The sequence below is a fragment of the Corynebacterium drakensteinense genome, from assembly GCF_041224285.1.
Lineage (GTDB): Bacteria > Actinomycetota > Actinomycetes > Mycobacteriales > Mycobacteriaceae > Corynebacterium.
In genome coordinates, this window is sequence record NZ_JAXOFP010000001.1 from 159372 (window position 1) to 184225 (window position 24854).

A 24854-nucleotide genomic window follows, 5' to 3' on the forward strand; every position below is an offset into this window, starting at 1 on the left:
ATGGTTATAAGCATCATTATCACCACCTGCGTGCAGAAAGGCCCGCTTTGATGTTTGAATCCCCGCTGTCTGAGTTTGACCCAGAGGTAGCTGCTGCGATCGACGGAGAGATCTCCCGTCAACGTGGAACCTTGGAAATGATTGCCTCGGAAAACTTCGTGCCACGTGCGGTGTTGCAGGCACAAGGTTCGGTGCTGACCAACAAGTACGCCGAGGGCTACCCGGGCCGCCGTTACTACGGTGGTTGTGAGCACGTTGACATCATTGAAGATCTGGCACGCCAGCGCGCCAAAGATCTGTTTGGTGCAGAATTCGCCAACGTGCAGCCGCACTCTGGTGCGCAGGCCAATGCTGCCGTATTGGCTTCGCTGATCAAGCCAGGCGATAAGATCATGGGCCTTTCTTTGGCACACGGTGGTCACCTGACTCACGGCATGAAGTTGAACTTCTCCGGCAAACTGTACGAGGTTGCCGCGTATGAGGTTGACCCAACCACCCACCGTATTGACATGGATAAGGTGCGTGAGCAGGCGCTGGCGGAAAAACCACAGGTCATTATCGCTGGCTGGTCCGCATACTCGCGTCGTTTGGACTTCGAAGCCTTCCGCTCAATTGCTGATGAGGTTGGTGCCTACTTGTGGACTGACATGGCGCATTTCGCTGGTCTGGTAGCCGCAGATCTGTACCCATCACCAGTTCCACACTCTGATATTGTTTCGTCGACCGTGCACAAGACCCTGGGTGGGCCACGTTCCGGCATCATCTTGGCTAAGCAGGATTACGCCAAGCAGATCAACTCCGCGGTCTTCCCAGGCCAGCAGGGTGGTCCATTGATGCATGCTGTTGCTGCCAAGGCCGTGTCATTCAAGGTGGCTGCTACGGAGGAATTCCGCGAACGCCAGCAGCGCACGATCGACGGTGCACGCATTCTGGCTGAACGCCTGACCGCGCAGGATTGCCAAGATTCCGGCATTTCTGTGTTGACCGGTGGCACTGACACCCACTTGGTTTTGGCTGATCTGCGCAATTCGGAGCTGGATGGCCAGCAGGCAGAAGATCGTCTGCACGAGGTTGGTATCACCGTCAACCGCAACGCGGTGCCGAATGATCCGCGTCCGCCGATGGTGACCTCTGGTCTACGTATCGGTGCTTCGGCCCTTGCTACCCGTGGTTTCGATCAGCAGGCATTTGAAGAAACCGCTGACATCATTGCGCAGGCATTGCTGGGTAACGACGTTGCACAGCTGCGTTCCCGCGTCGAGAAGTTGACCCAGGATTTCCCACTGTATGAGGGCCTGGAAGACTGGAAGATGGTCTAATTGCGCGTTGTCCTGGTTGATAACCACGACTCGTTTACCAATAACCTGGCCAGCTATGTACGCATTGCTGGCCATGAGGTCGAAGTTATCGCCAATGATGCTGACCTTGACGGGTTGGATTTTGCCGCGTTCGTAGCACGGCGCGGATTTGGTGCGGTGATTATCTCCCCGGGCCCGGGCACGCCGGAAAACCCGCAAGACCTGGGACATTCTGCAGCTGCGCTGGAAACAGGGCTTCCGGTGCTAGGGGTCTGTCTCGGCCAACAAGCGATGGCCTGGGCCGAAGGCGGGGCGATTGTGCGTGCGCCGGAGCCGTTCCACGGACGACGTAGCCGGATTAGCCATGACGGTACCGGGCTATTTTCCGGCATTGACCTGGATTATCAGGTGGTGCGCTATCACTCGTTGGTAGTAGCGGATGATGAAGATAGACCCGTTCCGGAATGCTTTCGAGTCACCGCCCGTACCGCCGATGCGGATGACTTGGTCATGGGGCTGGAGCATAAGCACAAGCCGTGGTGGGGCGTGCAGTTTCACCCAGAATCCATTGCCGATGAGCACGGCATGGCTCTTGTACGTAATTTCTTGCAGCTTGCCGTCGCGGCCGCTGGCACAGCTGAACTGACCACCGCCAGCGGTAGGGGAGAACCTGGTGGCAGCACGCACCAGCACGCGGAGATGAATACCGCCCCGTGGTTGCTTGTTCGCTCGATTCCGGCGCCTGGATTATGCGCCGAGCCAATGCGTGCGTACGAGCTTTTGCGCGGGCAGCGCTGGTGGATCGAGGATGGTTCCGGTGCTATCTGCATCGGCGATGATTCTGGCCCATTGGCCAGGCACATCAAAGCATCGGTGACACGCGGGACAGTCGAGGTATTCCGCTCTGCTGGAGGCGGGAACGCAGCGCAGTCGTCGACAGATCACCAGGCTGCGAGGCCTACTGAGCACGTCAAACACCAAGAGTCAGTGTTCACCACGCTTGAGCGTATGCTGCAGCGTTATTCTGGTCTGCAACCGCCGGTGGCCAGCTGCGAATTTAGCCTGGGCCTTGTGGGTTATCTGGGCTATGAGTTGAAGGCAGACTGTGGGTATTCCGCACCCCACGCCCGGGACGATTTCTCGGATGCACAATTGCTGCTGGCGGATCGGGCAATCATCCTTGCCGACGACGAGTGCCACGTGGTCGTGCTCTGCGAGGATGCTCACTCAGCAGCGCTGCAGCAGGAGTGGGTGGGTTGCGTGCTCGCAGCCGTGCAGAAAACGCACGATCACATGTCTGCACAGGCTAGCACCGCTCCTGCTGCATCGCAGCAGTCCGAGGTTGACGTGGAGACGGTCTCGGATACCCGGCAGGCAGTTTCCCCGCAGCAACTACATTCGCGCGCGGAATACCTGCAGCTGATCGAGGAATCACAAGAGCTCATTGCTGCTGGTGAGTCTTATGAAATTTGTCTGACCAACCGTTTGACGTTGCCGATTTCCGGGCACAAGGCGAAGGATGCATTCACGTATCTGCGGAAAAATCATGCTTCCCGGCGCGCAGGATTGCTGGAGTTTGCTGATTTCGGATTAGCGTCGACAAGCCCGGAATGCTTCGTGCGTATTGCCAACGGGGAAGTGACAAGCAAACCTATCAAAGGTACTCGCCCGCGGGGCGCGAGTGCCACAGAAGATGTGGCCTTGCGTGAGGATCTCCGAACGGCAGAAAAAGATCGCGCGGAAAATCTCATGATCGTGGATTTGGTGCGCCACGATATGAATGCGGTCGCGGTGCCGGGCTCAGTGGAGGTCTCGAAATTATGGGACGTGGAATCGTTCCCGAGTGTGCACCAGCTGGTCAGCACCGTGTCTGCGCGGTTGGCTAAGGTGAGTCCGGTTGCTGCGGTGCGGTCGCTATTTCCTGCTGGTTCGATGACGGGTGCTCCGAAAAAACGCACGTTGGAGATCATTGATCGTCTCGAGGGGGGCCATCGCGGGGCGTATTCCGGTGCCTTTGGTTATTTTTCATTCAATGGGGCGGTGGATTTGTCGATGACGATACGCACGATGATCTTTGAAGCAGACCAGGTGACCTATGGCGTGGGCGGGGCGATCGTCTCTTTGTCGGATCCGGCAGACGAATATACCGAGACGCAGGTGAAGGCCAGACCATTGCATGGTTGGTTGGATACCCTTGCCTAACTTGTGTTGTGCGGTTAGTATAAACGAGTTTTGTTAGTACCGGGCCTGGCCGCACAAGACTTATCCGCAGCCAGTGCTGGCTGATGCTATCGACGACGGTGTCGGCAACGTTGATCCAGGATGGTCTGGCAGAACACCTTGCTAAGGGTGCGAAGTTGCCAAAGCGGACGCAATAAACAGCGTTGTTGTAATCAGGCAGGATGCGCGCCGGAACCGCGACTGCACAATCTATAATCACGTTTATGATGCGCTGGTTCTTGGCGTTTTTACAACCCTGGCATAATTGGGCAAACAATGAAGATCCTGGATTCTTACCTCATTAAAGACGGTCGCGTGATTGGCCGTGAAGCCCACGAATACCGCTTTAGCCTTGGTGCTCGCGAAGCGGGTTTCGACCAATGGGATATCGAAGCTTTTTTGCTGCGCGTGCGTGATGAGCTACCGGACGAGGGAACGTATTTCCCGAAAATCGAGGCAGGCGCCGAAGGGCGGCTTCGTTGGCAGCTGCGCCACCCGCCAGCACTGCGGAGCACCACCGAGTTGTATATCCCATCCGAACAAGATGGACGTGTGCAGCCGCGGGTGAAAGGTCCTGATTATGATTACCTGCAGCAGCTGCGTGAGCGTGCCCGAGCTGCGGGGGCTGATGATGCGGTACTCCACCGCAACGGGAAGGTGCTTGAGGCAGCGAATGCCTCGATCATGTTTTTCCCGGGCTGGGTAGCAAAATCTGCTGCCGCCGGTGCGGACACCGCGGCAGGCGAAAACGCAGGTGGTGCGACAGATACAGCCGGTGAAGCTGACCATGTAGCAGCGGAAGACAAAATTGCGCTGCTGCCGCCGGAACAAGCTCAGGTTTTAGCATCGGTGACGGCAAACAGCAGTGTGAGCATCCTCCACGATGCTGGGTGGCAGGTCCATCGCGGGGTGTTGAGCCTGGCAGAAGCCTTGCAGACCCCGGCGTGGGTGGGAAGCTCACTGCACGGCTGGACACGCTTGACCGCGTGGCGCACCGATGCTGGGCGTCGGCCTGCGGCTCCCGCCCCCGATCCCGCACCAATCAATCAGGCTTTGTGGGAGGCTGCTAGCTAGCCACCATGCGCGTGGGGGAGCTAGCCACCACGTGCATGCGGCAGTTAGTCAGCAGCGTTATCGCCGTCGGCTCGTGCGCCTTCCTTGCGGGATTCGGCAAGCTGGGTGCGAGCTTTAGATAACCACTCCGGCTGGTTTTGCAACAGCTCTTTGATCTCCGCGGTGGTCAACGCCTTGTCCAGGTGAGTCTTGACAGCATTGACGGAAATTCCTAACTTGCGGGCAACTTCAGCGCGCGGATGAGGGCCTTCCAGGCGCAACTGTTGCAACCACTGTGGTGGCTCGTGCTGCAGCGAACGCAGCTGGGCATGGCTGATACCACCATTCTGGAACTCGGGTGGGCATGCCGGCAGATGGATGCCGAGCTTCTTGGCCGCTGTTTGCGGCTTCATTGCAGTGCTGGAAGGGGCAGCGGCGTCGGCACCACGGACAGTGGCATCACTCTGGTCAGCGTTGTTCTGATCAGCTTGTGCGGCAGAATTATTGCTTTGATTCACACCTGCACCCTACAACACGAGACGCATTTACAGCACACAGTCGCCGATGAGTTTGTCGATCGCACGCACATCCAGCTTGCGTCCGATTTTGATTTTGATATGCCCAGCGCGCGTCCACAATTCGATTTCAGCATTGAAGTCCAGCGTGCCGGCGTTTTCCGTGGACCACATATTGATGGCAGAATACGGCAGCGAGTACATCTCGATCTTCTTGCCGCGTAATCCTTGTGAATCACGGACGATCAACCGCTTGTTGGTGAAAATCGCGCTGTCCCGGAACGTTTTAAAAGCGACGTGTGCATGTTCGCCGTTGGTCAGCAGTGGATAGACATCGTCCGGGATGGGGGTTTCTTCGAATAACGTCCACTCGGCAATCGCTTTAAATTCCATGGGGTTTCCTTCCGCTCAGAGTATTGGGGTTCTCTTCTAATATGCCAGGCGCGGTAGCATGGCCTGCATGTTGCACCTCGCATTCGCTACTGGCACTGAACCGGGAAAATGGTTCCAGCGATTCCAACGTGACACGCCACATGGGTTGGACGCGGTGGCGGTCGATGATCCTTTTACAGCGCTTGACGACGGCTCCGGTCCCGACGGCCCCGACGGTGCTGATCATGAGACCGATCACGAGGCTGGAGTCGGTGAGGATGGGGTTAGTGGGGCTACTGCGGATCTCGCGCTGATGCGGCTGCCGGATAAACGAGTTGATGAAGCTGCAATCGGCAGGCAGTTCCACGTCGTCAAGCTATACACCGAACAATGCGGGATCGCGGTGCCGAAAGATAGTGTGTACGCCGAGGTTGGCGAAGCCGTGGAAGCAGCAGATATCGAGGGCGAGATCATTAACTTCGTGGCAGCACACGATGGCCCGATTGACGTCGACAAGCTCCGCGAGGCATTGCAGGTGGTTGCGGCCAATGTTGGGGTTGCTATTGGGCCGCTGCCGTTGTTGAAGTTGCTGTCGAAAAAGCAGATCAGCGTAGTGCCCTATGTTGGTGGTGAAGTTGTCGATCGTGACGGTGGTGTGTTCACTGCCCCGGAAACCGAGATCGCGCTGGTATGGAAGGTTTCTGACGACGGGGATGCAATTCAGGATTTCGTTGGGATCGCCAAGGGGCGCAAGTCGGGATCAACGCGGCACCGCGCGGTGAAAGACACGCGCGGCAATGCTGGCAGCAAAACTGGAGGAGCGAAAGCGCCGGTTGGAAAAACTGGAGGTGGTGCGCGCGGCAAAGGAACCGGAACGCACGGGAAAGGCAGCGGGGCACGTGGTAAAGCTGGCGGCGGACCACGGAAGAAGAAGCGTCGCCGTTAGCGCAAACGTCGTTAAGCGCAACAGCCTTCACCGTATGAAGTGCGAGCTTTGGCGGCACGTTAACTTTTATTGTTGTGACACACATTGCTGAGCAGTGTGATGTGGGTTATATTATAGGGAATATAACCTCGGTTTGGGGCCGCGTTTATTGTGTAATTTGCAACGACGTGGCCTCTACCGTCAAAACCACGGTGAAACGGTGATGCCGCATGACAACAAGCTCTGATATATCTGAGCACGAGGCAACTGACGGCACTTCCGCAGCTGCACACGAAGAACAGCGTTCGGCGGGGCACCCATTCGCGTGGGTCATCACGCTCTTCGGTACCGCCGTCGGCGCTGGCATTTTGTTTTTGCCGATGGATGCCGGAAGTTTCGGCTTTTGGCCGCTATTGGCCGGTACTATCGTGATCGCTCCGCTGGTGTTTTATGCTCACCGGATGTTTTCGCGCGTTATCAGCGCATCGCCGGTGCCCGGTAAAGACGTACTGGAAATCGTCTCGCAATTCATGGGTAAAACCCCAGGCACCGTGGTGGCCATTGCGTATTGGATGGCGATTTATCCCGTTGTGCTCATTTACGCGATCTCGGTGACTAATACCGTAGATAGCTTCGTCGTCAACCAACTGAATGGCCCAGATCTCAACCGCTGGCTGCTATCGATCATCTGCGTTGGTGTATTGACGGGTGCTTTCGCCTTGGGGCGCCGTCCCATGTTGTGGCTGTCGAATGCGCTGGTGTACCCGCTGATTATCGCATTGGCTGCGACCTCGATTTATCTCATCCCGTTGTGGGATTTCAATTCTTTTTATAGTTCGACAGAATTTTCCGTCTGGCCGTTCATCAAAGGCTTGTTCTTAATCATGCCGGTGCTCATATTTTCCTTTGCGCATGAGGCGGCAATTTCTCAGTTCTCACTCGATATGCAGAAACGCCATGGGGTGGCAGCAGAAAAATACGTCTCAAGGGTCGGACGGATCACCGCGGCCATGCTGGTCTTTTTCACGATGTTTTTTGTGTGGTCGTGTGTGCTGGCGATGGGCAAAGACGGCATCACTGATGCAGCTGAGCAAAATATTCCGGTGCTGTCTTATTTCGCGAATATCACCGGCACGCAGTTTATGGCTTATATTTCGCCACTGGTGGTGATGTGCGCGATTATCTCGTCCTATTTCGGCCACATGCTCGGAACAGAGGAAGGTACCAAATACCTTTTCCGTCGCATCGCCCCGGAAACCGCAAAGAAATTCAATGACCGGCAGATTAACGTGATGACTTACCTCTTCGTGTTCATCACCGCGGTTATTGTCTCCGTCGTCAACCCATCAGTGCTGGAGTTAATTTCCATTGTCGGCGGAATTTTTGTGGCGCTGACCGTCTACATCATGCCGCTGTTGCTGTTCCGCAAGCACGAGCGCTACGAACAATTCCGCGGGATCTGGTCGAACTACTTCGTCTTTGGTGCTGGCATCCTCATCATCATCACCACCGTGCTGGATTTGTTCTCGCTAGCTTAGACGGCTAGCTGTGCGGTGCGCATACGGTGGCAATTGTTCCATTGCGCTGCGGTTGCATGAAAATACGGCGGCAATAAGCACCAGGGGTGTAAATTGGGGCCTTGTCAGACAAGAAAACCAGGCGAAATTCGGCTCCGCTGGAGCGAAAGAACCTGGTGATAATAATGAATGTACTTCACGCATTGCTGCGAGTCGTACCAGTTACCTCGAACCCGTTACGAGAGGATCAACAGCAATGTCCGATGATTTCAACCTGCGCCCAATCCGGCCTGATGACTACCCACAGGTCAGGGATATCTATGAACTGGGCCTAGAAACCGGCCACGCGACCTACGAAACTGAAGCACCGACGTGGGAGCAATTTACCCGTTTGAAAGTCATGGAAACGGTGTTCGTCGCTGTCGAAAAAGATAATGATTCCAAGATTTTGGGATGGGTCTCGGGTGCACCTGCCAGCCACCGCCCGGCATTTCATGGTGTGTTGGAAGATTCCATTTACCTGCATCCGGATGCGCAAGGACGCGGCATTTCTGGTGCGCTGCTCGACAAATTGATTGAGGTTGCAGAGCAGCTGCACAAGTGGGCGCTCCACGCGTGGATCTTTCCGGAAAACGAAGGCTCAGCGAAGCTGCATGAATCTCGCGGCTATGAAAAAGTCGGAACATTCAGCCACATGGCAAAGATGACGTACGGTGAGCGCGCCGGGGAATGGCGCGATACCGATGTGTGGGAGAAGCTACTGGCGAAACCAGACGAAAAATAGGCGCACTTAGTGCTTGTCGACGCCCCGGAACGTCACAATCGTTCCGGGGCTTAGTTGTGCCATCTTGTCGACGGACTCGGTGGTCAAAACCCCAATAACGGGATATCCGCCGGTGATGGGATGGTCCGCACCGAAAGCTACTGGGTGCCCGCTCGGCGGAACCTGCAGTGCTCCGCGTAATGCCCCTTCGGAGGCGAGCTCGCCATCAGCGGCACGCCGCAGTGGGCGTGCCGCTTGCAGGTTCACCCCGACGCGATCAGATTCTGCTGAGACCTCGAATTGCTGGTTGAACAGCTCGGAAACATCTTCGAACCAATCTTCTCGTGGTCCGACAACGACGTCGAGGACTTCGCGCTGTTGTGGCACAAACGGCGCGGGTAGATGTTTGGCGTGCGGCGGCTGGCTGGGGGAGTGGACGTCGCTCTGGTCCTGGTGGGCTTTCGTCGGCAAGCAATCGTTGGCAGCGATAGGGGCAGGCCCGATGCCCGACAGCGTATCGGTGGCGACCGAACCCAATACCGGCGAGATGTCGAAACCGCCCGCAACAGCGAGGTAGGCGCGCAATCCGGTGCCTACCTCCAAGCGCACCGTCTGGCCAGCGCGAACATCAAGCACCGTGTGGGTGCGCATCCGACGCTTGTCGACGAAAACGTCGGCATCAGTGCCGGTAAAGACCAAGCGCAGCGCAGTTTCGGCCTGCACCTGGAACCCGCCGAACAGGATCTCGACAACAGGTGCGTTGTCATCATTACCCACCATGCGATTAGCACGCCGGGCTGAGCCGCGATCGAACGCGCCGGAGGGGCCGACGCCTAAACCTGAATACCCGTTGCGGCCGAGATCTTGAAACAGAGCGTGTGGGCCGGTCTCGAGAACTTTTAGCATGTCTTCTCCTGGAATCGCACGGTATCGCCGGGGTGTAGCAGTGCAGGCTGGTCTCGGTCGAGATCCCACATCTGCTCGTCAGTTTTGCCGATCAGCTGCCATCCACCTGGGGAACTTTGTGGGTAGACTGCGGAGAAGCCACCGGCTAAACCAACAGAGCCTGCTGGAATTGAGGTGCGTGGTTGGCTGCGCCGGGGAATCTCGGCGAAGATCCGCGCATGTGGGCTGTCTTGGTCTGGGCGCAGGTACAAAAATCCCGGGGCAAAACCAGCGAACGCAGCGGTCCAGGTGGTTTCGGTGTGGGCGGTGATTAACTCGTGGGTGCTGATCTGCAAATCGTCGGCAAGCTCGGCTAAATCCGCGCCGTCGTAGGTGACCGCGATGGTGTGTGATTGACCGTTTGTGTTTGTTGCATCCGCGGCGTTGAACTCGGGCAAGATGGTCTCGCTGGGATCGCGGTCGAAAACGACCAACAATGTTTGCGCTGCGGGGATGAGGTCGACGACAGCATTGAGATTTTCCTGCTGGAGCTGAGCCTGGTAGGCAAGCACCTGACCGAGCGGGTCGGAGTGCTTGCTGAAATCGACGAGTAACCCACGGTCACCATAGGGGATTAGCATATAGCGATGCCCTCCTTTTGCAGTGCAGCGATGATTGCTTCGACCATTTCTAGTGCTTTGCGGCTATCGCCGTGAACACAAATCGATTGGCCAGCGACCTGCACCGGGTTGCCGTTGATCGAAGTAAAAGAATTTCCGGTAGCAATCGCGACAGCCTGTGCGACGGCGGTATCGATGTCTTCGTGGACAGCGCCAGGTTCGCGTCGAGAGACCAAACGTCCTTCGTCGGTATACGCACGGTCAGCGAAGGTTTCTTCGATGACCTCCAACCCGGCAGCTCGGGCTTCTCCGACGACCGGGGTACCCGACATCGCCATGAGCTTGAGTTGCGGATCTACAGCCAGGATTCCGCCAATGACGGCCTCGGCCTGATAATTATCCGTCGCCATGCGGTTGTAAAGGGCACCATGTGGCTTGACGTAACTGACTTCTGCACCGACGACTGCTGCGGCGGCTTTGATAGCGCCAAGTTGGTAGACGGTTTCGGCGAGGAGTTCATCGGCGTCGTAGTTGATAAAGCGTCGCCCGAATCCTGGAAGGTCGCGGTAGCCGATGTGTGCACCTATGCGCACGTCACGCTCATATGCTGCCTTGACCGTGTCGAGAAGGACTTTCGGATCGCCAGCGTGAAATCCGCACGCGATATTTGCGGAACTGACCAGATCGAGCACGGCGTTGTCGTTGCCCATGGTCCAGTTGCCGAAGCTTTCACCGAGATCGCTGTTGAGGTCGATGTGCAGTGCAGGTGTATCAGGCGCGGTGCTCATCGTTGTCATCTCCTGACTAGGTTGAAGGTTGTGCGGCGTTGTGCTGTGAAGGTGTGTGGGGCAGGGGTGTGGCGTCAAGAATTAGAATACGAAATCCCAAACGCCGCCAAAGGAACGTATGGCCAAGAACCAGGCGATTGCGACACCGATAGAGCCCAAAGCGATCAGCCAGCGCGGGTAGTTGTAACCGAACAGCAGGTCTTTTTGGCGGAAAATGGCGACGTAGATGATCATCGTAAAGCCAACCGGCAGAACCAGACCGTTGAAGGCGCCAGCGAAAACCAACAGGGCAGCCGGGGCCGAGCCGACGAATCCGAAGGTGGTTGCCGAAGCCACGATGAAGATGATCGTGACGATGTTTTGTGTTTTCCGCAGGTGGTCTTTCTTCGGGATGATAAACGTCGCCGAGGTATAGGAGGCACCGATGACCGAGGACAATGCAGCAGCGAACAGGACTGCACCGAACGCACGCATTCCGAAATCACCGGCGGCGGCTTGGAATGCTTCAGCAGCAGGGTTGTCGTCGATGTTGAGAACGACACCACCTGCGACCACACCCAGAATTGCAAGGAATAGCACGAAGCGCATGACACCGGTGAGGACGATGGCTGTTACAGACGCGCGGGTCACAGCCTTGACGTTTTCTGGGCCGGTGGTGCCGGAATCTAGCATGCGGTGCGCGCCAGCGTAAGTGATGTAGCCGCCGACGGTGCCGCCAACCAGCGTGGTGACGATTACCCAGTCGATGGTGTCTGGCCACACTGTTTGCGTCAGTGCTTCACCGACGGGCGGTTGGGAGACGAAGGCAACGTAGATCGTCAATGCGAACATGAGGATGCCAAGTCCGACGAGGATTTTGTCGAGTGCGGCACCGAGGCGTTGGAACAAGAAAATGATGATGGCGATACCAGCGGTGATCAGTCCACCAATTTTTGCGTCGATGCCGAGCAAGGCGTTAAGGCCTAAACCGCCACCGGCGATATTTCCGATGTTGAACACGAACCCACCGATGGCGATCAGTGCGGTCAGTAAATAGCCCAGACCGGGAAAGACGGTGTTACCGAGCTCTTGAGCGCGCAGACCGGAAATACCGATTACGCGCCAGACGTTCATCTGTACGGCGATATCAATAATGATCGAGACCAGGATGGCAAAGCCAAATGCGGCAGCAAGTTGGTTGGTGAACACCGCCGTTTGGGTGAGGAAGCCCGGGCCGATGGCTGAGGTTGCCATCAAAAAGATAGCGCCCATCAAAATGCTGCGGGTCGAAGCAGTGGCCGCGGCTTGCTTCAGGCTTGGCTGTGGCGCTTTATTGCCCTGGTGAGAACCAGCGGCTGCAGCGTTGGAGGATGATGACATGTGTGCGTCCTTGTCGTGAGATGCGGCTTTGCGCTGTGCATTGCCAACGAAGGTGGGGAAGAACGGATAATTATGTGATTGTTGAACAACGATAACATAAATGTGCGTTAACTCACGAAAAGATGATTTCTGGGTGGTGTGGTGTGTGAACAAAGTATCGAGTTGCCTGGGATAATTCCGTAGATAGAATTAGTACGTATGATTGCTGATTCCTTGGCGCGCGAGATCACACAGCGCATAACGCGAGGCGAACTGCGCCCCGGCCAACGTTTGCCCGAAACCCGCCTCGCCCAGCAATTAGAGTGCTCGCGAAACTCTTTACGCGAGGCATTTCGTTTCCTCGCCAACGACGGCCTAGTCATTCACATTCCGAACCGGGGAGTGTTTGTTCGAAAGTTGAATGCCGATGCCATCAACGAAATCTACACGTATCGCCGTATCGTCGAATGTGCCGCAGTAGCAGAAGCTGATCTCGATGCGATTGATTTGTCGAGCTTGTACACAATCATCACTGAAGCGCGTCGTGCAGCCGAGCATGACGATTGGCACGTGGTAGGTAGCTTGAATGCCCAGGTGCACTTGGAATTGGTGGCCTTGGCGGGCGTCGATCGTTTGGTGGAAGATATTCGGCCCGTCATCGCCCAAGCGCGCATCGCCTTCTTATCGCTCGCACAGCGCGATATTCACGAACCGTTTATCTCCCGAAACGAAGAAATCATCGAGCTGTTGCGCAACAAACAACGTGACGACGCCGTGTGTGCACTGCGAAAATTGCTGGATACCGCGCAACAACACGTGCTGGAACGCCTGGAATCCTAGTTGCCGTTACACTAGGTGCATGATGTTCCGACGCTATCGCCAAAACCGCCTGTTGCGGCAGCCGGACCCGTCGTTTCCTAGCTTGAGCCGCAAAGATGCTGACCAATTGCGTTCGTCTCTGCGGCGCCAGCTGGCAGCCGAGGGGGCATCGGTTCGCTTCGATGGAATGGTAGCTACGATCGAGCATCCGCGCCGGGGCCGGATGTCGGTGCGATTGGATGATTTGGTGCACCAAGTAGCGAGCTCGCAGCACCCGAAAGCAATCCCTAATTTAACGGCTAATTTTATGTCGGGTCTGGACAACGATACGTACGTTGACCAGCTGGATACTGCCGCGTTTTACTCGCGACTACGTTTACGTTTGGTCTCGACGCGTGATTTGAGCGCTGAAGAGCAACGAGTAGTAGACGCTGCGACGTTGTTCGGGTTCACCAACGACACTTCAGCGACGATCGCCGTCGATACCGCGTCGTCGATTCAGACCATAGCTTTAGAAAAACTCTCTGAGATCGACGACATTGATGCGCTAGAGCGTGCTGCACGGACGAACTTGCGCGAAGAGCTGCGCACCAGTGACGTCGACGTGCAGTTTCACAATGGGCCTGATGAATCCCCGGGTGCATCAGCATGGACGTTTGAATCGAGTTCGCATTATCTCGGCTCAGCGCCGTTGCTGCTAGAAGAATTCGTTGACATGTGGGCCCCGGAAATTGATACCACTAATGGACTGCTATTTTCCATGCCGACCCGGCACTTGTTGTTGGTGCGCGAAATAACGGAGGGCACGGATTTGTTGGAAGGGATCTCGCGAATGGCCCCGGTGGCTGCACAAATCGCGGATAGCGCAGAATCCACAGTCTCGCCGCTCGTGCATGTTTACGACGACGGCGAAATCACCACAATTTCCAATTGGACACCGGGTAGCCATCAGATTGAAATTGCACCCAATGCCCACATCATGAACCAGCTGATCAAAGGTGGGTTTGACCCGCAGGCTGCCATTGAAGCTGGTGGTGGGGTGTGGGAATCGGGCGAATTGCCACCATTGCCGGAAGATTTTGAATTGCCTGATACTCCGGCAGCGATTGATGATGTCGATGATGACGACAGCGATGCCTCCGGACGTGGTGCAGATGGCGACTATGGTGGCGGCAGCACTGGCGATGATCGACGCCGAGATACTTAGTTTCGATGTACCGGCGGTAGATCATGTGGCCGAAAAGGAGAAATCCGCAACTGAAAAATCTGCCCGCTCGCGGGCGTAAGAACTGGGGATTGCCCGCGGGCGAAGCCAAGGCGTTGGAAGCCGAACTCTTTACGACGTTCAGCGCTGCGGGGATTAGTATGCGTGCGACTGGGCAGAAGATTCATCTGCGATGGCGCGAAGGACATGAAACCAGTAGAGAGATCTCACCGCTGCTGGAAAAGATTGCTGCTGGTGAGCCGCGTGCTGCAAGTGTTGATGAGTTCGTCGCAAAGATTATTCGCAGCGAGACTGACACCGTAGCGCGTGGCCTTAGCTTGGCCGAGCTCTACCGCGGTGCATTTTTGCACTTGGATGCTAAACGCGGGGGTGAATGGGGGAGTTACAGCTTTGATTTGGCACGCTACCTGGTGGTTGGCAGTGCTGGGAGTTATTTGCGTCTTCCTGCTTTTAAGGTTCGGGAGATTGACGATGATATCCAAACGATTTTGGGGATTGCCCGGCGCAATTTATTCGAAGCTCTAGATACCGCTGAGGTAGATGTGCAACGCCGTCGTAGTGGCCCGGGCGGAGAATATGCCTATGTGCTACGTAGTTCGAACCCGCATTGGAGTTCTGCGCCGTTGTTCGTAGATTGGTGCGTGCAACGGTTCATCCCTGGTGAGGATTTCAGCGCGGGAATATTATTTGCTGTTCCACAGCCGGATATGTTGCTCTTTCGGCCTGTAACCTACGGCAATGATCTTGCCGACGGCATGGCGACGATGGCGGGCGCGGCGCTCACGTTGTTTTCCACCGATGCGCGGGGAATCTCGCCACGCCTGCACGTCGCTGTGGATGGCTCCGTGCACACGATCTCGGATGTTACGGAGAACAGTTATATGCTGTACCCGACGGATTACCTGCTCGCCCGGATTAAAGGAACCTAACCGGATTGACGCAACCTAACCGGACGATTGCAGGAACCCTGCTGTGTGGGGTTTGGTTCCAGGTGCAGTCGTTTAGTCGTTTCTGTTCCCAAGGACCGTAACAATCGTGGACTCGAGTTATTCGCGAACCCACGCACCGATGACGCCGGGAACGACTGGGCGGCGCTGGCCGAGTAGCGCTTTTTGATTACCTTCACGCTCGACTGCGGTCGTTACTGCTTTAGTCCGAGTCTTCTTGCTGCCTGCTTGCATGCCTTGCCCCGTTTGTCCAGCTCCCCCCATCATTGGTATCATGCCTCGTCCTGTGTGAGCAGAGTGAGCACGCGATGAATTCCCTGCGGAATTGCCAGATCCGTGACCTGATGTCTGCTGATTACTGTGTGATCCTTGTGAACCGTGTTGCCCGGCATTGTTGTGACCGCCGTTGCTTGTCCCGGGTCCAGATCCGCCGGGGTTTCCAGAGTTGCCGGCACTGGGCGCTGGGCCACCAGTTCCGATCGGACGGGTAGTGAGATTTTCACCATGGCTCGAACCCAGGGGCCCAGCGGAAGGCAGACCAGCTGATCCAATGGCGCGGATGCCTGTTCCCAGTGGTGCAGAGTTGTTGATTGCACCGCGTGCTGTGCTGTTAGCCCCCGGCGAAGAATTGTTGCTCGCTCCAAGATTGCCAGCACCTGGTGAAAGACCATGTGGCTGGCCACCAAATACGCCTGGTGCCGTGGAATTACCAGGGGCAGGCGCATGTGCACGCTGAGAAGCAGCCGTGTTGATCGCATTGATCGAGTTGCCTGCGCCGAGGACGCGTGAGGCTCCTGTGTTCGGTGAAATATTTGGCGATACGGAAGCCGGCGCCCCGTTTAATCCAGATGGTAGTTGAGATGGAGAGTTTATGGTTCCCGGTGCTGCATGGTTGATTCCAGGTTGTGGGGAATTCAGCGCTGACGCAGTCGTTGGTTGTGAGCCGAGCGTGGCGGAGGTTCTGTCGAGAGCCGCATTGTGGCTCGCAGCTGCGGTGTGACCTTCTGCATTTCCGACATTTGCTAACGACGCGGTGCCCTCGTCTGCAGCAGCAAACGATGCTTGGTTGGTTCCATAGTCACCGATTACTTGTTGCACATCGCGTGGAAGTTGGAATTGAGCACGCGCTTGGTCAGCGCCAGATGCGGAATGCGCACTACCAACAGCTTGATTAGCGCCACCACTAGCCTCAGGTTGAGGGATAGTGAGCCCGGATAGCCGTGGTACGGCAGCTTGCAGTGCGGCACTAAAATGAGCTGGGAAGGCAGCTAAATAATTGGCTTCGACAGTTTCGCTCGCTCCCGGGGTCAGATTCATGGTCACTGACGCTTGCACAACTTTTGTCGCTTTGCGGGTGCTTTCGACGGCACTGATCAAGTTGTTGATGGTGCCGTGCATGACTTGGGAATTCGCATGCAGTACTCGTCCGCTTTCTGCGAAACTCCGTAACTTGTGAGCCCCACCCGAGATTGCTGCGCCGTAGTTATTAGTTTCAAGTTCCGAGGCGATGTCCTCGAGTGCATTTGAGATATCTGTTGCGGTATTCCCGATCTGCTGCCACAGCTCGGCGTCGTGATGAGCTGCAGAATCTAGTGTCCCATCGAAATAGCTGGCTAGCAGATTAATACTAGGAACATAGCCAATCACAGGATTGTTGATAACGACTGGCGCAGCTTTATCGTTCGGCTCGGCTGCAGTAAAGAATTGAGTATTGCTGCCTGCATGGCCTGCCTGCATGTTGTCGAGGCTGCGAGCCAATTCTCCATCTTGCTCATAGACTGCCTCGGCAAGTGTGTGCAGATTGTTAGCGGCCCAATGGATTTTGCTGGATAACGCCGCAAACTCCTCTGCCGCTGAGCCAGGGTTTCCTGCAAGCGTACGGCCATGTTCTGCAGCAAGGAACCCAAGTCCAGGTATTTGCGAAAAGGCCTGATTTAAATGATTTAATCTGCTGCGCCGCTCGATTCTGTCTGCTGTGTCAGCTAGCCGGTTGAGATGATTACGCGAAGATTCTAGTGAATCAATGGAAATTTCCAAGCTCATAATTACCCCCTGTTTATTTTGTTAGCAATTGTGAAAAGAAGTGATATGCGATCTCGCAGTTCGTGTCGAAGGACTTGCTTCGAATTTCGTCGTACCCTATGTTTATCCGGCCTTCTCTAGTTTCGATGCCGACAGTGCATTCGAAGCTATTAGGAACACCATGGAAATGAATATCAGGAATGCGTGCGTGGTCTATTGGTTTTGTTAGCAGGCCACTTTCTTCAAAGTTTTCTCTTGTACTGGCGTCGGCTGAGATACGAATGCTTCCTTCTAACGGATGCTGCTCTACTATATTTTGGCTTGCGGGAGCTATTGCGTAATAACAATCCGTATAGCGGCTTCCAAGAAAAGTTCCAACCGATGCGTCGGAATCATACAAACCGGCTTCGGTTACCAGCGACTCGGGTATGGTTCCGCAGATGTCGAATACTTGAAAATCCGGATCAAAAATATCTGCAGGTCCGATTTCCGGGACCCAGTCTTCGAATTCGACGTCCGAAATTGGTTCATGACTTGAATTTTCTTTATTTCTGTTGCCAGCTTTTTCTTGTGAAGTTCCCGTACCTGCGCTTGTACCCCCGATTGGTTCTAAGGGTTCGTCAGAAGTTGCGGTACCTGCTGTGGAGGTTTGCTCTGGCGTACTACAGCTGATTAGCAAAATGCTCGATAGTGCCAGTGCAGAGCTAGCCCTAAACCAGCGCATCTGTTTTCCTTTCCGCTTAGAATTTGTTGTTGGCAGCTACAGCCCAGCCGGTGGGGCAGCGGCACCATGAACTCTTTAGACTGAAACCAGTTCAATGAGGTTCCCACGAACACGATATTCAGTGGTTTTCGCACTGTGAGGTAAACGAAAGCGCCCCAGATGAGCGTAATGTTGAGATCTGGGGCGCTCTCGCGAACCAAACGCTATGGAATTTTCTAAATCAGCCGGATTCCGGCCCGAGCAATCGATTAATAGAACCGATTGCTTTTTATGCCCCCTGGACCGGAATCCTGTCGCCTTTTGGAAACCGCTTTGCCGCAAGCGCTTTCCGAGAGCACGCTGGCGATACACGAAATAGCCCCCAACGTGTATCCGCTGAATAGGTGGTCCTGGCCGCAACCACTTCTCGGGCCTCCCTTGTCTTCGCAGGCTGTGCCCGAGCAATTGACGCAGTCCTTGACCCCGAGACGTGCCAATCAGTGAATAAGCCTTGGCCATTGCGGTTAGTAGTGTTCCCCCGATACACGCTAGCCGCGCCAGAGCTCAAGACTGAATCGGTCGCCTGCATGAGGCCGTTCCGAAGTAACTGCATCAATGATCCCCCGCTTATTGCCGGTGATTACAAACGTGCTCTCAGCGAATGATCAAGCGATCCTGATCTGTTCGCCAGGATTCATTGTGCATGAAACTTCGTGATTTGTCCCACCTCGGTAAGAAAAAATAAATCCGTGATATATCAACTTTTGTGATGTTCGACTGTGTTTCCATCGCGGCCTCGATAGCTTGTTCGGGAAATATTTTGGGGAATTATAGTTTAGGGTGAAAATTGAATTTCCTGCCAGGTTACTGACAGGAAGTTGCGGCTTCTCGTGCTGACTTTTCCAAGCTCACGGCAGTTAAAACGGTTGGTCTATAGATTTAAAGGCGTGTGAATTGTGTTAATCGAGATGTGATGGCTAAACGCTGCCTTGCTGCTGGTTGGGGATCACCCGAACGCGAAACTGTTCGAATTGTATTATTTTGTACTCTGGGGTGTGAACGCGCGCTTGAAAAAGCGGGAACGAAAAAATTACCCCCTTTTCGGGGTGGAGAATCATCTACAGGTCGACTGAGATTCTTATGTCGCGCAAATCTTAGTACGCGAATTTACCCGTGCGACGACTTATCGATGGGGTTGTTCCATCGTGGGCGAAACCCAATGGAACAACTTTCAAGTAGAAACCTTCCGACGAGAACGCTGGTGGGTGCGCAGTCGTCGGTAGCTATTATCTAGGATTTTTTGACTACAGCAGGTTTAAGCGTCATCGCACCGAAACCATCGATTTTGCAGTCAATGTTGTGGTCTTCCAGACCGGTTCCAGCGTCAAAATTTAACCGAATATTGCGAACCTTGGTGCCGGACTTAAGAGGTTGTTGCGCGCCTTTGACCTTGACCGTTTGTGTGATGGTGATGGAATCACCGTCGGCAAGCTCATTTCCTACGCTGTCTTTGATGACTGTGGATGCTGCAGCCGTGGAATCGTCGTCAGAATCGGTGTTGGGGTTCCATTCATGTGCGCATTCTGGACACACAAGCACCGGTGGTAGTTCATAGGTGTATTCGCTGGTGCACTCCGGGCAAGCTGGCAAAGTCATTGAACAATAATAACCGGAATCGAATGGAGAAAGTGAAATGCTTGGACACTGGTGGTGTAAAGCAGCACATATGAAACTGTGCGGTCTGTGACGGCTGTGATGGGTCGGTAGCAGATTTAGGCCATCCGGGCGCTCGTGGGCAAATATCGCAGAGGCCTCGTATGCCCTTTGAATAGCGATCCAGGTGTAAATCTCATCGTTTCATTCTCGCTCCTTGGGAGAACCAGTAAAAATCGAAGTTGGCTGAATTATAAGACTTGCGCTGGGATTATAAAATGATTTATGTCATGGCACGCACAACGCCCCGGGCGAAAACCCGGGGCGTTGCAGGAGTGAGACAGCTATGCGAACGGCTTTCATCACTAGCTGTGGCAGACTTTTGCTAGAAAAGCCTTAGAAGCGGTCGCGATCCGTATTTGCCATCGCCAGAACATCCAGACGCTTGTCCAGCTCTTCTTCAGACAAGTCGTCGCCAACGAAGCCCAGGTCAATGACGGCCTCGCGGATGGTGATTTCCTTCGCCAGCGCGTGCTTGGCCACCTTAGCGGCATTCTCATAGCCGATAGCCGAGTTCAGTGGGGTCACGATCGATGGAGACGACTGTGCAGAAGTCTTCATCATTTCGCGGTTTGGCTCAATGTCGTCAATCAGACGCTCTGCGCACACGCGGGAGGTGTTCGCCAGCAGGCGAGCGGACTCTAGTACGTTGCGAGCCATCATCGGGATGAAGACGTTCAGTTCGAACTGTCCCTGGGTGCCGCCGAAGGATACCGCGGCGTCGTTGCCGATGACCTGCGCAGAAACCTGGGTAGCGGTCTCGCACAGAACCGGGTTGACCTTACCTGGCATGATCGATGAACCCGGCTGCAGGTCAGCCAGACGGATCTCGCCCAGACCAGTCAGCGGTCCCGAACCCATCAGGCGGATGTCGTTGGTGATCTTGTACAGGGAACCAGCGATAACTTTCATCGCGCCAGAGAATTCCACCAACGCGTCGCGGTTAGCCTGGGCCTCAAAGTGGTCCACAGCTTCACGCAGCTCTTCCAACCCGGTTAACTTCTTGAGTTCCTCGGTTACCTGCGCACCGAAATCTGCGGAAGTGTTCAAACCGGTGCCGGTAGCAGTACCACCGATTGGTAGTTCGCCCAGGCGTGGCAACGTCGCCTTGACTCGTTCAATGCCCAGTTCGATCTGGCGAGCATAGCCGCCGAATTCCTGACCCAGGGTGACTGGCACAGCATCCATCAGGTGGGTGCGTCCAGACTTGACGACGTCTTTCCATTCTTTGGCCTTGTTCAGCAAAGAATCGTGCAACTGCTGCAAGCCGGGGATGAGGTCTTTCACGGCAGCTTCGGTGGCAGCAACGTGGGTGGCGGTAGGGAAGGTATCGTTCGAGGACTGGCCCATGTTGACGTCGTCGTTAGGGTGCACCTCGGTGCCAGCCTGCTTGGCCAACGAAGCGATAACTTCGTTGGTGTTCATGTTCGACGAGGTGCCGGAACCGGTCTGGAAAACGTCGATAGGGAACTCATCGTCGTATTTACCTGAGGCAATGTCTTTTGCTGCCGCGATGATGGCATCCGCCTTGGCACCGTCGAGTGTGCCGTTATCCTTGTTCACCTGCGCACAGGCGGCTTTGAGCAGACCCATGGCACGGATCTGGGCGGATTCCAGACCACGACCGGAAATAGGGAAGTTCTGCACGGCACGCTGGGTTTGTGCGCGCCACAATGCGTTCTTAGGGACCTTCACTTCGCCCATCGTGTCGTGTTCGATGCGGTATTCTTGCTCGCTCATTATCTCACCTTCAAAGTAATGTTTGTCTTTGGTTAACGTGCATCTGTGTAGTTGTGCGCCGAGCCTAGCTAGCCGACGCTTACTACCAGTATTCCAGCGTCGCGGGATTATTTCCCGTCTAATTTGCTGCCGTAATCAATGACGGAATATTCCTGCAGCTTAGCCAGTTGGTGAATCGACTCGACATAGCGAGTAGTACCCGATTTCGAACGCATGACCAGACTGCGGGTCACCGCACCGGCCGGGCGGTAGGAAACTCCGCGCACCATGTCTCCGTCGGTAACGCCGGTGGCCGCGAAGTAGCAGTTGTCGGACGAGACCAAATCATCGGTGGTCAATACTTTATCCAGGTCGTGTCCGGCAGCGCGGGCCTTTTCAGCCTCTTCTTCGCTTTGTGGCCACAACTTGCCTTGGATCTCGCCGCCCATGCACTTCATGGCACATGCGGTGATGATGCCTTCTGGGGTGCCACCGATTCCCATCATCATGTCAACGCTGTTGGAATCGTGAGATTGAGCAGCGGCAATCGCGCCCGCAACATCGCCGTCCATGATTAAACGGACTTTCGCGCCGGCTTCCCGGATTTCTGCGATGAGCTTTTCGTGGCGTGGGCGATCCAGAACGACGACGTTCATTTCGGCAACCTTAATGCCTTTGGCCTTGGCGACAGCGGCAATATTTTCGGCAACCGAGGCGTTGATATCAATCGCACCGCGGGCTTCTGGGCCGACGGCAATCTTGTTCATATAAAAGACCGCCGATGGATCGAACATGGTCCCGCGCTCTGCTGCGGCGATGACAGAAATCGCGTTGGGGCGACCTTCTGCCATCAGTCGGGTGCCATCAACGGGGTCGACCGCGATATCGACCTGTGGGCCTTCTCCCGTGCCCACATTTTCTCCGTTGTAGAGCATCGGAGCTTCGTCTTTTTCGCCCTCGCCAATAACGACGACGCCATCCATGTGCACTGAGTTGATCAGGCTGCGCATGGCATCGACCGCGGCGCCGTCTCCCTCATTTTTCTGGCCACGACCTACCCAACGGCCCGAGGCCAAAGCGGCAGCTTCGGTCACACGGACTAATTCCATGGCGAGGTTGCGGTCAGGGATATACGAGGTGGGAGCGGACATGAATCCTCCTGAATCTAGCTTGGGCATAAACGTTGTTCCCATTGTTCCACTAAATTGCTGGGTTGGCCGACGGGCGCACCCATTTTACGACGAACCCGCAGTCTTTAGCTGCTGATTACCACCCGAATGTGGGAAACATGCCATACTAATGAGCGTGGCTGGCGAATCTAAAAAACCCGCAATTTTTCAGGGCGGCCGGGATATGGTTATCTCCGTCGCCGTCATTGTTATCGCCATGATCGTTGTGGTTGCACCGACTGGCTTGTGGTCGTACGGGCCCGGTGAGCCCGAATTTGAACCGGTGCATGAGGTTGACCCGCAGGCATTTATAGATAATGAAGCCCGCGCGAATGCATACGAAATTTATTTCCCAGAGACCCCAGAACAATGGGTGCCGAACTCCGCGCGACGCAAGCTCATCGACGGTGAGTCTGCGACCGTCGTGGGGTGGGTTACTGCAGAACGCGGTTTTATCCAGATTGCGCAATCCGATGTGCCACTAGAAAAAGCCTTGCAGTCCTTTGATAGCAAGTATCGCCCGCATGAGACCATCCAGCAGATTGCTGGCCGGGATGTCATCGTGAAATCTTCTGACGACGACAGTGTTAGCCGACTATGGGGCGTCGACAAAAACGGCACCACCGTGCTTTTCGACGGCGTTGCCTCGGATGACGAATTCACCACGATTATCGAGGCTACGCTGCAAGCCGAGGCTTACCGTCCGCAGTAGAGTCGGAGCTTTGACTCGGCTTGCCAAGCTGGCGCATAGATCTGCCGCTGAGAGCTGCACAGCTGAGCGTTGTGCTTACACGTTGTAATACAACTCGAATTCTTTCGGGGTGGGGCCTTTGCGCAGCGGGATGATCTCTTTGTCATATTTCAGTTGAATATGTGCATCGATCAGCTCGTCGCTAAAGACACCGGTACGCGTGAGAAAGTCCCGGTCGCTGTCTAAAGCTTCCAACGAGCGTTCGAGAGAATACGGCACCTGCTTGACCGAGCGCGCAGCACTGCCCTTATCACTATTCGCGCCCACTGACAAGTCAAAATCAGCTGGCTCACCAGGATCAATCTGATTTTGGATGCCATCCAATCCAGCCAACAGCTGGGCGGCAAAGCCGAGGTAGGGGTTGCCGGAAGGATCGGGTGCACGGAATTCCAGGCGCTTGGCAGCTGGGCTGTCACCGGAGGCAGGAATCCGGATCGCTGCGGAACGGTTGGACGCTGAATACGCTAGATTTACCGGAGCTTCAAAACCCGAGTACAACCGGCGATAGGAATTTGCCGTGGGGTTAGTGAAAGCCAACACTGCACCCGCGTGCTTGAGCAATCCGCCGATATACCACAGAGCCATATCCGACAGTCCGGCGTAACGGCTACCGGCAAACAGCGGCTCGCCGTCCTTCCACAACGATTGGTGGGCGTGCATGCCGCAGCCGCCATCGTTTTCGAGTGGCTTCGGCATAAACGTTGCGGTTTGTCCCATGGCTTCGGCCGTGTTTTTCACGATGTATTTGAATGTTTGCAGATCATCGCCGGCACCCAACAATGTATTGAACTTGTAATTGATTTCCTGCACACCACCAGTGGCGATTTCATGGTGGAAGCGTTCAACCTCAAAGCCGCAACCGTGTAAATGGTGCGCGATTTCATCGCGGACAGCAATCGTTTTGTCATAGGGGGCGACCGGGAAATATCCGTCACTCAGATTGATCTGATTACCGCGGTTGGGGGAGCCATCCATCATTGTCTTTTCCCCAGAGCGCCACCAACCTTCATCGGAATCTACATGGTGAAACGCAGAGTTGACCGCGGTGGAATACCGTACAGAATCAAAGACGAAAAACTCCGCCTCACAACCGATATAGCAAGTATCGGCAATTCTGGTTTCTCGCAGGTATTCTTCGGCTTGCCGGGCGATACTGCGCGGATCTCGCGCGTAGGGAGTTTCTTCGGAATCGGGCTTATGTACGAAGAACTTCATATTGACCGTTTTACGGGCACGAAACGGATCAATATACGCCGTCGAAATATCCGGACGCAGCAACATATCTGATTCATCGACCGTCGCGAAGCCATCGATCGACGAACCATCAAAAGCAAAACCTTCTGCGGCTGATTCCTCGGTGAAAGCACCAGCGGGAATGGTTAAGGCATGTTCGATGCCTCGCAAATCAGTAAACCGCATGTCCAAATATTCGATGGAATGTGCTTTGAAAAAATCCAGTAGTTCGGTCACGGTCGTGATTGCCATGTCTGCT

At 55.3% G+C, this 24854-nt stretch carries 22 protein-coding genes; 10 read left to right on the forward strand and 12 right to left on the reverse strand.

From position 1 onward, the window contains the following. Nucleotides 1-50: 50 nt before the first annotated feature. The 3 genes from glyA to U1140_RS00755 all read left to right on the forward strand — a co-directional run bounded on the left by glyA (nucleotide 51) and on the right by U1140_RS00755 (nucleotide 4592). Entirely contained in the window at nucleotides 51-1319 is a 1269-nt protein-coding gene (gene glyA, locus U1140_RS00745) for a serine hydroxymethyltransferase (RefSeq protein ID WP_306515744.1), read from the forward strand. After that, nucleotides 1320-3500, forward strand: a complete 2181-nt coding sequence (locus U1140_RS00750) for a chorismate-binding protein (RefSeq protein ID WP_369845523.1) — start codon at nucleotides 1320-1322, stop codon at nucleotides 3498-3500. A gap of 294 nt (nucleotides 3501-3794) precedes the next feature. Then, nucleotides 3795-4592, forward strand: a complete 798-nt coding sequence (locus U1140_RS00755; RefSeq protein ID WP_369845524.1) for an aminotransferase class IV — start codon at nucleotides 3795-3797, stop codon at nucleotides 4590-4592. A 44-nt stretch (nucleotides 4593-4636) separates the two neighbouring features. On the opposite strand, the gene U1140_RS00760 is transcribed toward U1140_RS00755, so the two are convergent. Together U1140_RS00760 and U1140_RS00765 are read right to left on the reverse strand one after the other, a co-directional pair. Next, entirely contained in the window at nucleotides 4637-4984 is a 348-nt protein-coding gene (locus tag U1140_RS00760) for a DUF5997 family protein (RefSeq protein WP_306515759.1), read from the reverse strand. Nucleotides 4985-5116: 132 nt separating this feature from the next. After that, complete coding sequence (locus U1140_RS00765; protein ID WP_369845525.1) at nucleotides 5117-5479, reverse strand: PH domain-containing protein; 363 nt, start codon at nucleotides 5477-5479, stop codon at nucleotides 5117-5119. Nucleotides 5480-5546: 67 nt separating this feature from the next. On the opposite strand from U1140_RS00765, the gene U1140_RS00770 reads away from it, so the two are divergent. The 3 genes from U1140_RS00770 (at nucleotide 5547) to U1140_RS00780 (ending at nucleotide 8684) form a co-directional block, all read left to right on the forward strand. Continuing rightward, nucleotides 5547-6404, forward strand: a complete 858-nt coding sequence (locus U1140_RS00770) for a type 2 periplasmic-binding domain-containing protein (protein WP_369845526.1) — start codon at nucleotides 5547-5549, stop codon at nucleotides 6402-6404. Between the two features lie 209 nt (nucleotides 6405-6613). Next, a complete protein-coding gene (locus U1140_RS00775) occupies nucleotides 6614-7921 on the forward strand; it encodes an amino acid permease (RefSeq protein ID WP_369845527.1) in 1308 nt (435 codons plus the stop codon). Between the two features lie 235 nt (nucleotides 7922-8156). Beyond that, the gene (locus U1140_RS00780; protein WP_369845528.1) at nucleotides 8157-8684 is read left to right on the forward strand and encodes a GNAT family N-acetyltransferase; all 528 of its coding nucleotides are present in this window, start codon (nucleotides 8157-8159) and stop codon (nucleotides 8682-8684) included. 6 nt (nucleotides 8685-8690) lie between these two features. Here U1140_RS00780 and U1140_RS00785 read toward each other — a convergent pair whose 3' ends face one another. The 4 genes from U1140_RS00785 to U1140_RS00800 all read right to left on the reverse strand — a co-directional run bounded on the left by U1140_RS00785 (nucleotide 8691) and on the right by U1140_RS00800 (nucleotide 12315). Beyond that, the gene (locus U1140_RS00785) at nucleotides 8691-9569 is read right to left on the reverse strand and encodes a 5-oxoprolinase subunit C family protein (protein WP_369845529.1); all 879 of its coding nucleotides are present in this window, start codon (nucleotides 9567-9569) and stop codon (nucleotides 8691-8693) included. Continuing rightward, entirely contained in the window at nucleotides 9563-10189 is a 627-nt protein-coding gene (locus U1140_RS00790) for a 5-oxoprolinase subunit B family protein (protein WP_369845530.1), read from the reverse strand. The genes U1140_RS00785 and U1140_RS00790 overlap by 7 nt, the downstream gene beginning before the upstream one ends. Then, a complete protein-coding gene (locus U1140_RS00795) occupies nucleotides 10183-10956 on the reverse strand; it encodes a 5-oxoprolinase subunit PxpA (protein WP_369845531.1) in 774 nt (257 codons plus the stop codon). Before U1140_RS00795 ends, U1140_RS00790 begins: the two co-directional genes overlap by 7 nt. Before the next feature lie 81 nt (nucleotides 10957-11037). Further along, nucleotides 11038-12315, reverse strand: a complete 1278-nt coding sequence (locus tag U1140_RS00800; RefSeq protein WP_369845532.1) for an NRAMP family divalent metal transporter — start codon at nucleotides 12313-12315, stop codon at nucleotides 11038-11040. Between the two features lie 198 nt (nucleotides 12316-12513). Between U1140_RS00800 and U1140_RS00805 the strand changes: the two genes are divergently transcribed. Genes U1140_RS00805 through U1140_RS00815 form a run of 3 tightly spaced genes read left to right on the forward strand, consistent with a single transcriptional unit; the run spans nucleotide 12514 to nucleotide 15267 of the window. Then, nucleotides 12514-13134: a GntR family transcriptional regulator gene (locus U1140_RS00805; RefSeq protein WP_369845533.1), complete on the forward strand. Its 621-nt coding sequence runs from the start codon at nucleotides 12514-12516 to the stop codon at nucleotides 13132-13134. A 19-nt stretch (nucleotides 13135-13153) separates the two neighbouring features. Further along, a complete protein-coding gene (locus U1140_RS00810) occupies nucleotides 13154-14320 on the forward strand; it encodes a hypothetical protein (protein ID WP_369845534.1) in 1167 nt (388 codons plus the stop codon). Between the two features lie 23 nt (nucleotides 14321-14343). Continuing rightward, nucleotides 14344-15267, forward strand: a complete 924-nt coding sequence (locus U1140_RS00815; RefSeq protein ID WP_369845535.1) for a hypothetical protein — start codon at nucleotides 14344-14346, stop codon at nucleotides 15265-15267. 117 nt (nucleotides 15268-15384) lie between these two features. Here the strand turns inward: U1140_RS00815 and U1140_RS00820 are convergent, their stop codons facing one another. The 5 genes from U1140_RS00820 to glpX form a co-directional block, all read right to left on the reverse strand. Next, nucleotides 15385-17328: a serine-rich family protein gene (locus U1140_RS00820; protein WP_369845536.1), complete on the reverse strand. Its 1944-nt coding sequence runs from the start codon at nucleotides 17326-17328 to the stop codon at nucleotides 15385-15387. 13 nt (nucleotides 17329-17341) lie between these two features. After that, on the reverse strand, nucleotides 17342-18031 hold the full coding sequence (locus U1140_RS00825; RefSeq protein ID WP_369845537.1) for a hypothetical protein: 690 nt from the start codon (nucleotides 18029-18031) through the stop codon (nucleotides 17342-17344). Nucleotides 18032-19300: 1269 nt separating this feature from the next. Continuing rightward, nucleotides 19301-19666 carry a zinc ribbon domain-containing protein YjdM gene (locus U1140_RS00830; protein ID WP_369845538.1) on the reverse strand — a complete coding sequence of 122 codons (366 nt, stop codon included), beginning with the start codon at nucleotides 19664-19666 and terminating at the stop codon, nucleotides 19301-19303. A 393-nt stretch (nucleotides 19667-20059) separates the two neighbouring features. Next, complete coding sequence (locus U1140_RS00835) at nucleotides 20060-21463, reverse strand: class II fumarate hydratase (protein ID WP_369845539.1); 1404 nt, start codon at nucleotides 21461-21463, stop codon at nucleotides 20060-20062. A 107-nt stretch (nucleotides 21464-21570) separates the two neighbouring features. Beyond that, nucleotides 21571-22593, reverse strand: a complete 1023-nt coding sequence (glpX, locus tag U1140_RS00840) for a class II fructose-bisphosphatase (protein ID WP_369845540.1) — start codon at nucleotides 22591-22593, stop codon at nucleotides 21571-21573. A gap of 154 nt (nucleotides 22594-22747) precedes the next feature. Between glpX and U1140_RS00845 the strand changes: the two genes are divergently transcribed. After that, entirely contained in the window at nucleotides 22748-23323 is a 576-nt protein-coding gene (locus U1140_RS00845; protein WP_369845541.1) for a DUF4245 domain-containing protein, read from the forward strand. Nucleotides 23324-23398: 75 nt separating this feature from the next. On the opposite strand, the gene glnA is transcribed toward U1140_RS00845, so the two are convergent. Next, a complete protein-coding gene (gene glnA / locus U1140_RS00850; RefSeq protein ID WP_369845542.1) occupies nucleotides 23399-24847 on the reverse strand; it encodes a type I glutamate--ammonia ligase in 1449 nt (482 codons plus the stop codon). Nucleotides 24848-24854 lie beyond the last annotated feature (7 nt).

Coding starts and splice junctions, on each gene's coding strand:
- U1140_RS00760 (WP_306515759.1), bottom strand. CDS start 4,984: ATGAAGCCGCAAACAGCGGCCAAGAAGCTCGGCATCCATCTGCCGGCA.
- U1140_RS00825 (WP_369845537.1), bottom strand. CDS start 18,031: ATGCGCTGGTTTAGGGCTAGCTCTGCACTGGCACTATCGAGCATTTTG.
- U1140_RS00815 (WP_369845535.1), top strand. CDS start 14,344: ATGTGGCCGAAAAGGAGAAATCCGCAACTGAAAAATCTGCCCGCTCGC.
- U1140_RS00785 (WP_369845529.1), bottom strand. CDS start 9,569: ATGCTAAAAGTTCTCGAGACCGGCCCACACGCTCTGTTTCAAGATCTC.
- U1140_RS00800 (WP_369845532.1), bottom strand. CDS start 12,315: ATGTCATCATCCTCCAACGCTGCAGCCGCTGGTTCTCACCAGGGCAAT.
- U1140_RS00780 (WP_369845528.1), top strand. CDS start 8,157: ATGTCCGATGATTTCAACCTGCGCCCAATCCGGCCTGATGACTACCCA.
- U1140_RS00765 (WP_369845525.1), bottom strand. CDS start 5,479: ATGGAATTTAAAGCGATTGCCGAGTGGACGTTATTCGAAGAAACCCCC.
- glpX (WP_369845540.1), bottom strand. CDS start 22,593: ATGTCCGCTCCCACCTCGTATATCCCTGACCGCAACCTCGCCATGGAA.
- U1140_RS00805 (WP_369845533.1), top strand. CDS start 12,514: ATGATTGCTGATTCCTTGGCGCGCGAGATCACACAGCGCATAACGCGA.
- U1140_RS00770 (WP_369845526.1), top strand. CDS start 5,547: ATGTTGCACCTCGCATTCGCTACTGGCACTGAACCGGGAAAATGGTTC.
- U1140_RS00755 (WP_369845524.1), top strand. CDS start 3,795: ATGAAGATCCTGGATTCTTACCTCATTAAAGACGGTCGCGTGATTGGC.
- U1140_RS00835 (WP_369845539.1), bottom strand. CDS start 21,463: ATGAGCGAGCAAGAATACCGCATCGAACACGACACGATGGGCGAAGTG.
- U1140_RS00810 (WP_369845534.1), top strand. CDS start 13,154: ATGATGTTCCGACGCTATCGCCAAAACCGCCTGTTGCGGCAGCCGGAC.
- U1140_RS00790 (WP_369845530.1), bottom strand. CDS start 10,189: ATGCTAATCCCCTATGGTGACCGTGGGTTACTCGTCGATTTCAGCAAG.
- glnA (WP_369845542.1), bottom strand. CDS start 24,847: ATGGCAATCACGACCGTGACCGAACTACTGGATTTTTTCAAAGCACAT.
- U1140_RS00795 (WP_369845531.1), bottom strand. CDS start 10,956: ATGAGCACCGCGCCTGATACACCTGCACTGCACATCGACCTCAACAGC.
- U1140_RS00775 (WP_369845527.1), top strand. CDS start 6,614: ATGACAACAAGCTCTGATATATCTGAGCACGAGGCAACTGACGGCACT.
- U1140_RS00820 (WP_369845536.1), bottom strand. CDS start 17,328: ATGAGCTTGGAAATTTCCATTGATTCACTAGAATCTTCGCGTAATCAT.
- glyA (WP_306515744.1), top strand. CDS start 51: ATGTTTGAATCCCCGCTGTCTGAGTTTGACCCAGAGGTAGCTGCTGCG.
- U1140_RS00830 (WP_369845538.1), bottom strand. CDS start 19,666: ATGACTTTGCCAGCTTGCCCGGAGTGCACCAGCGAATACACCTATGAA.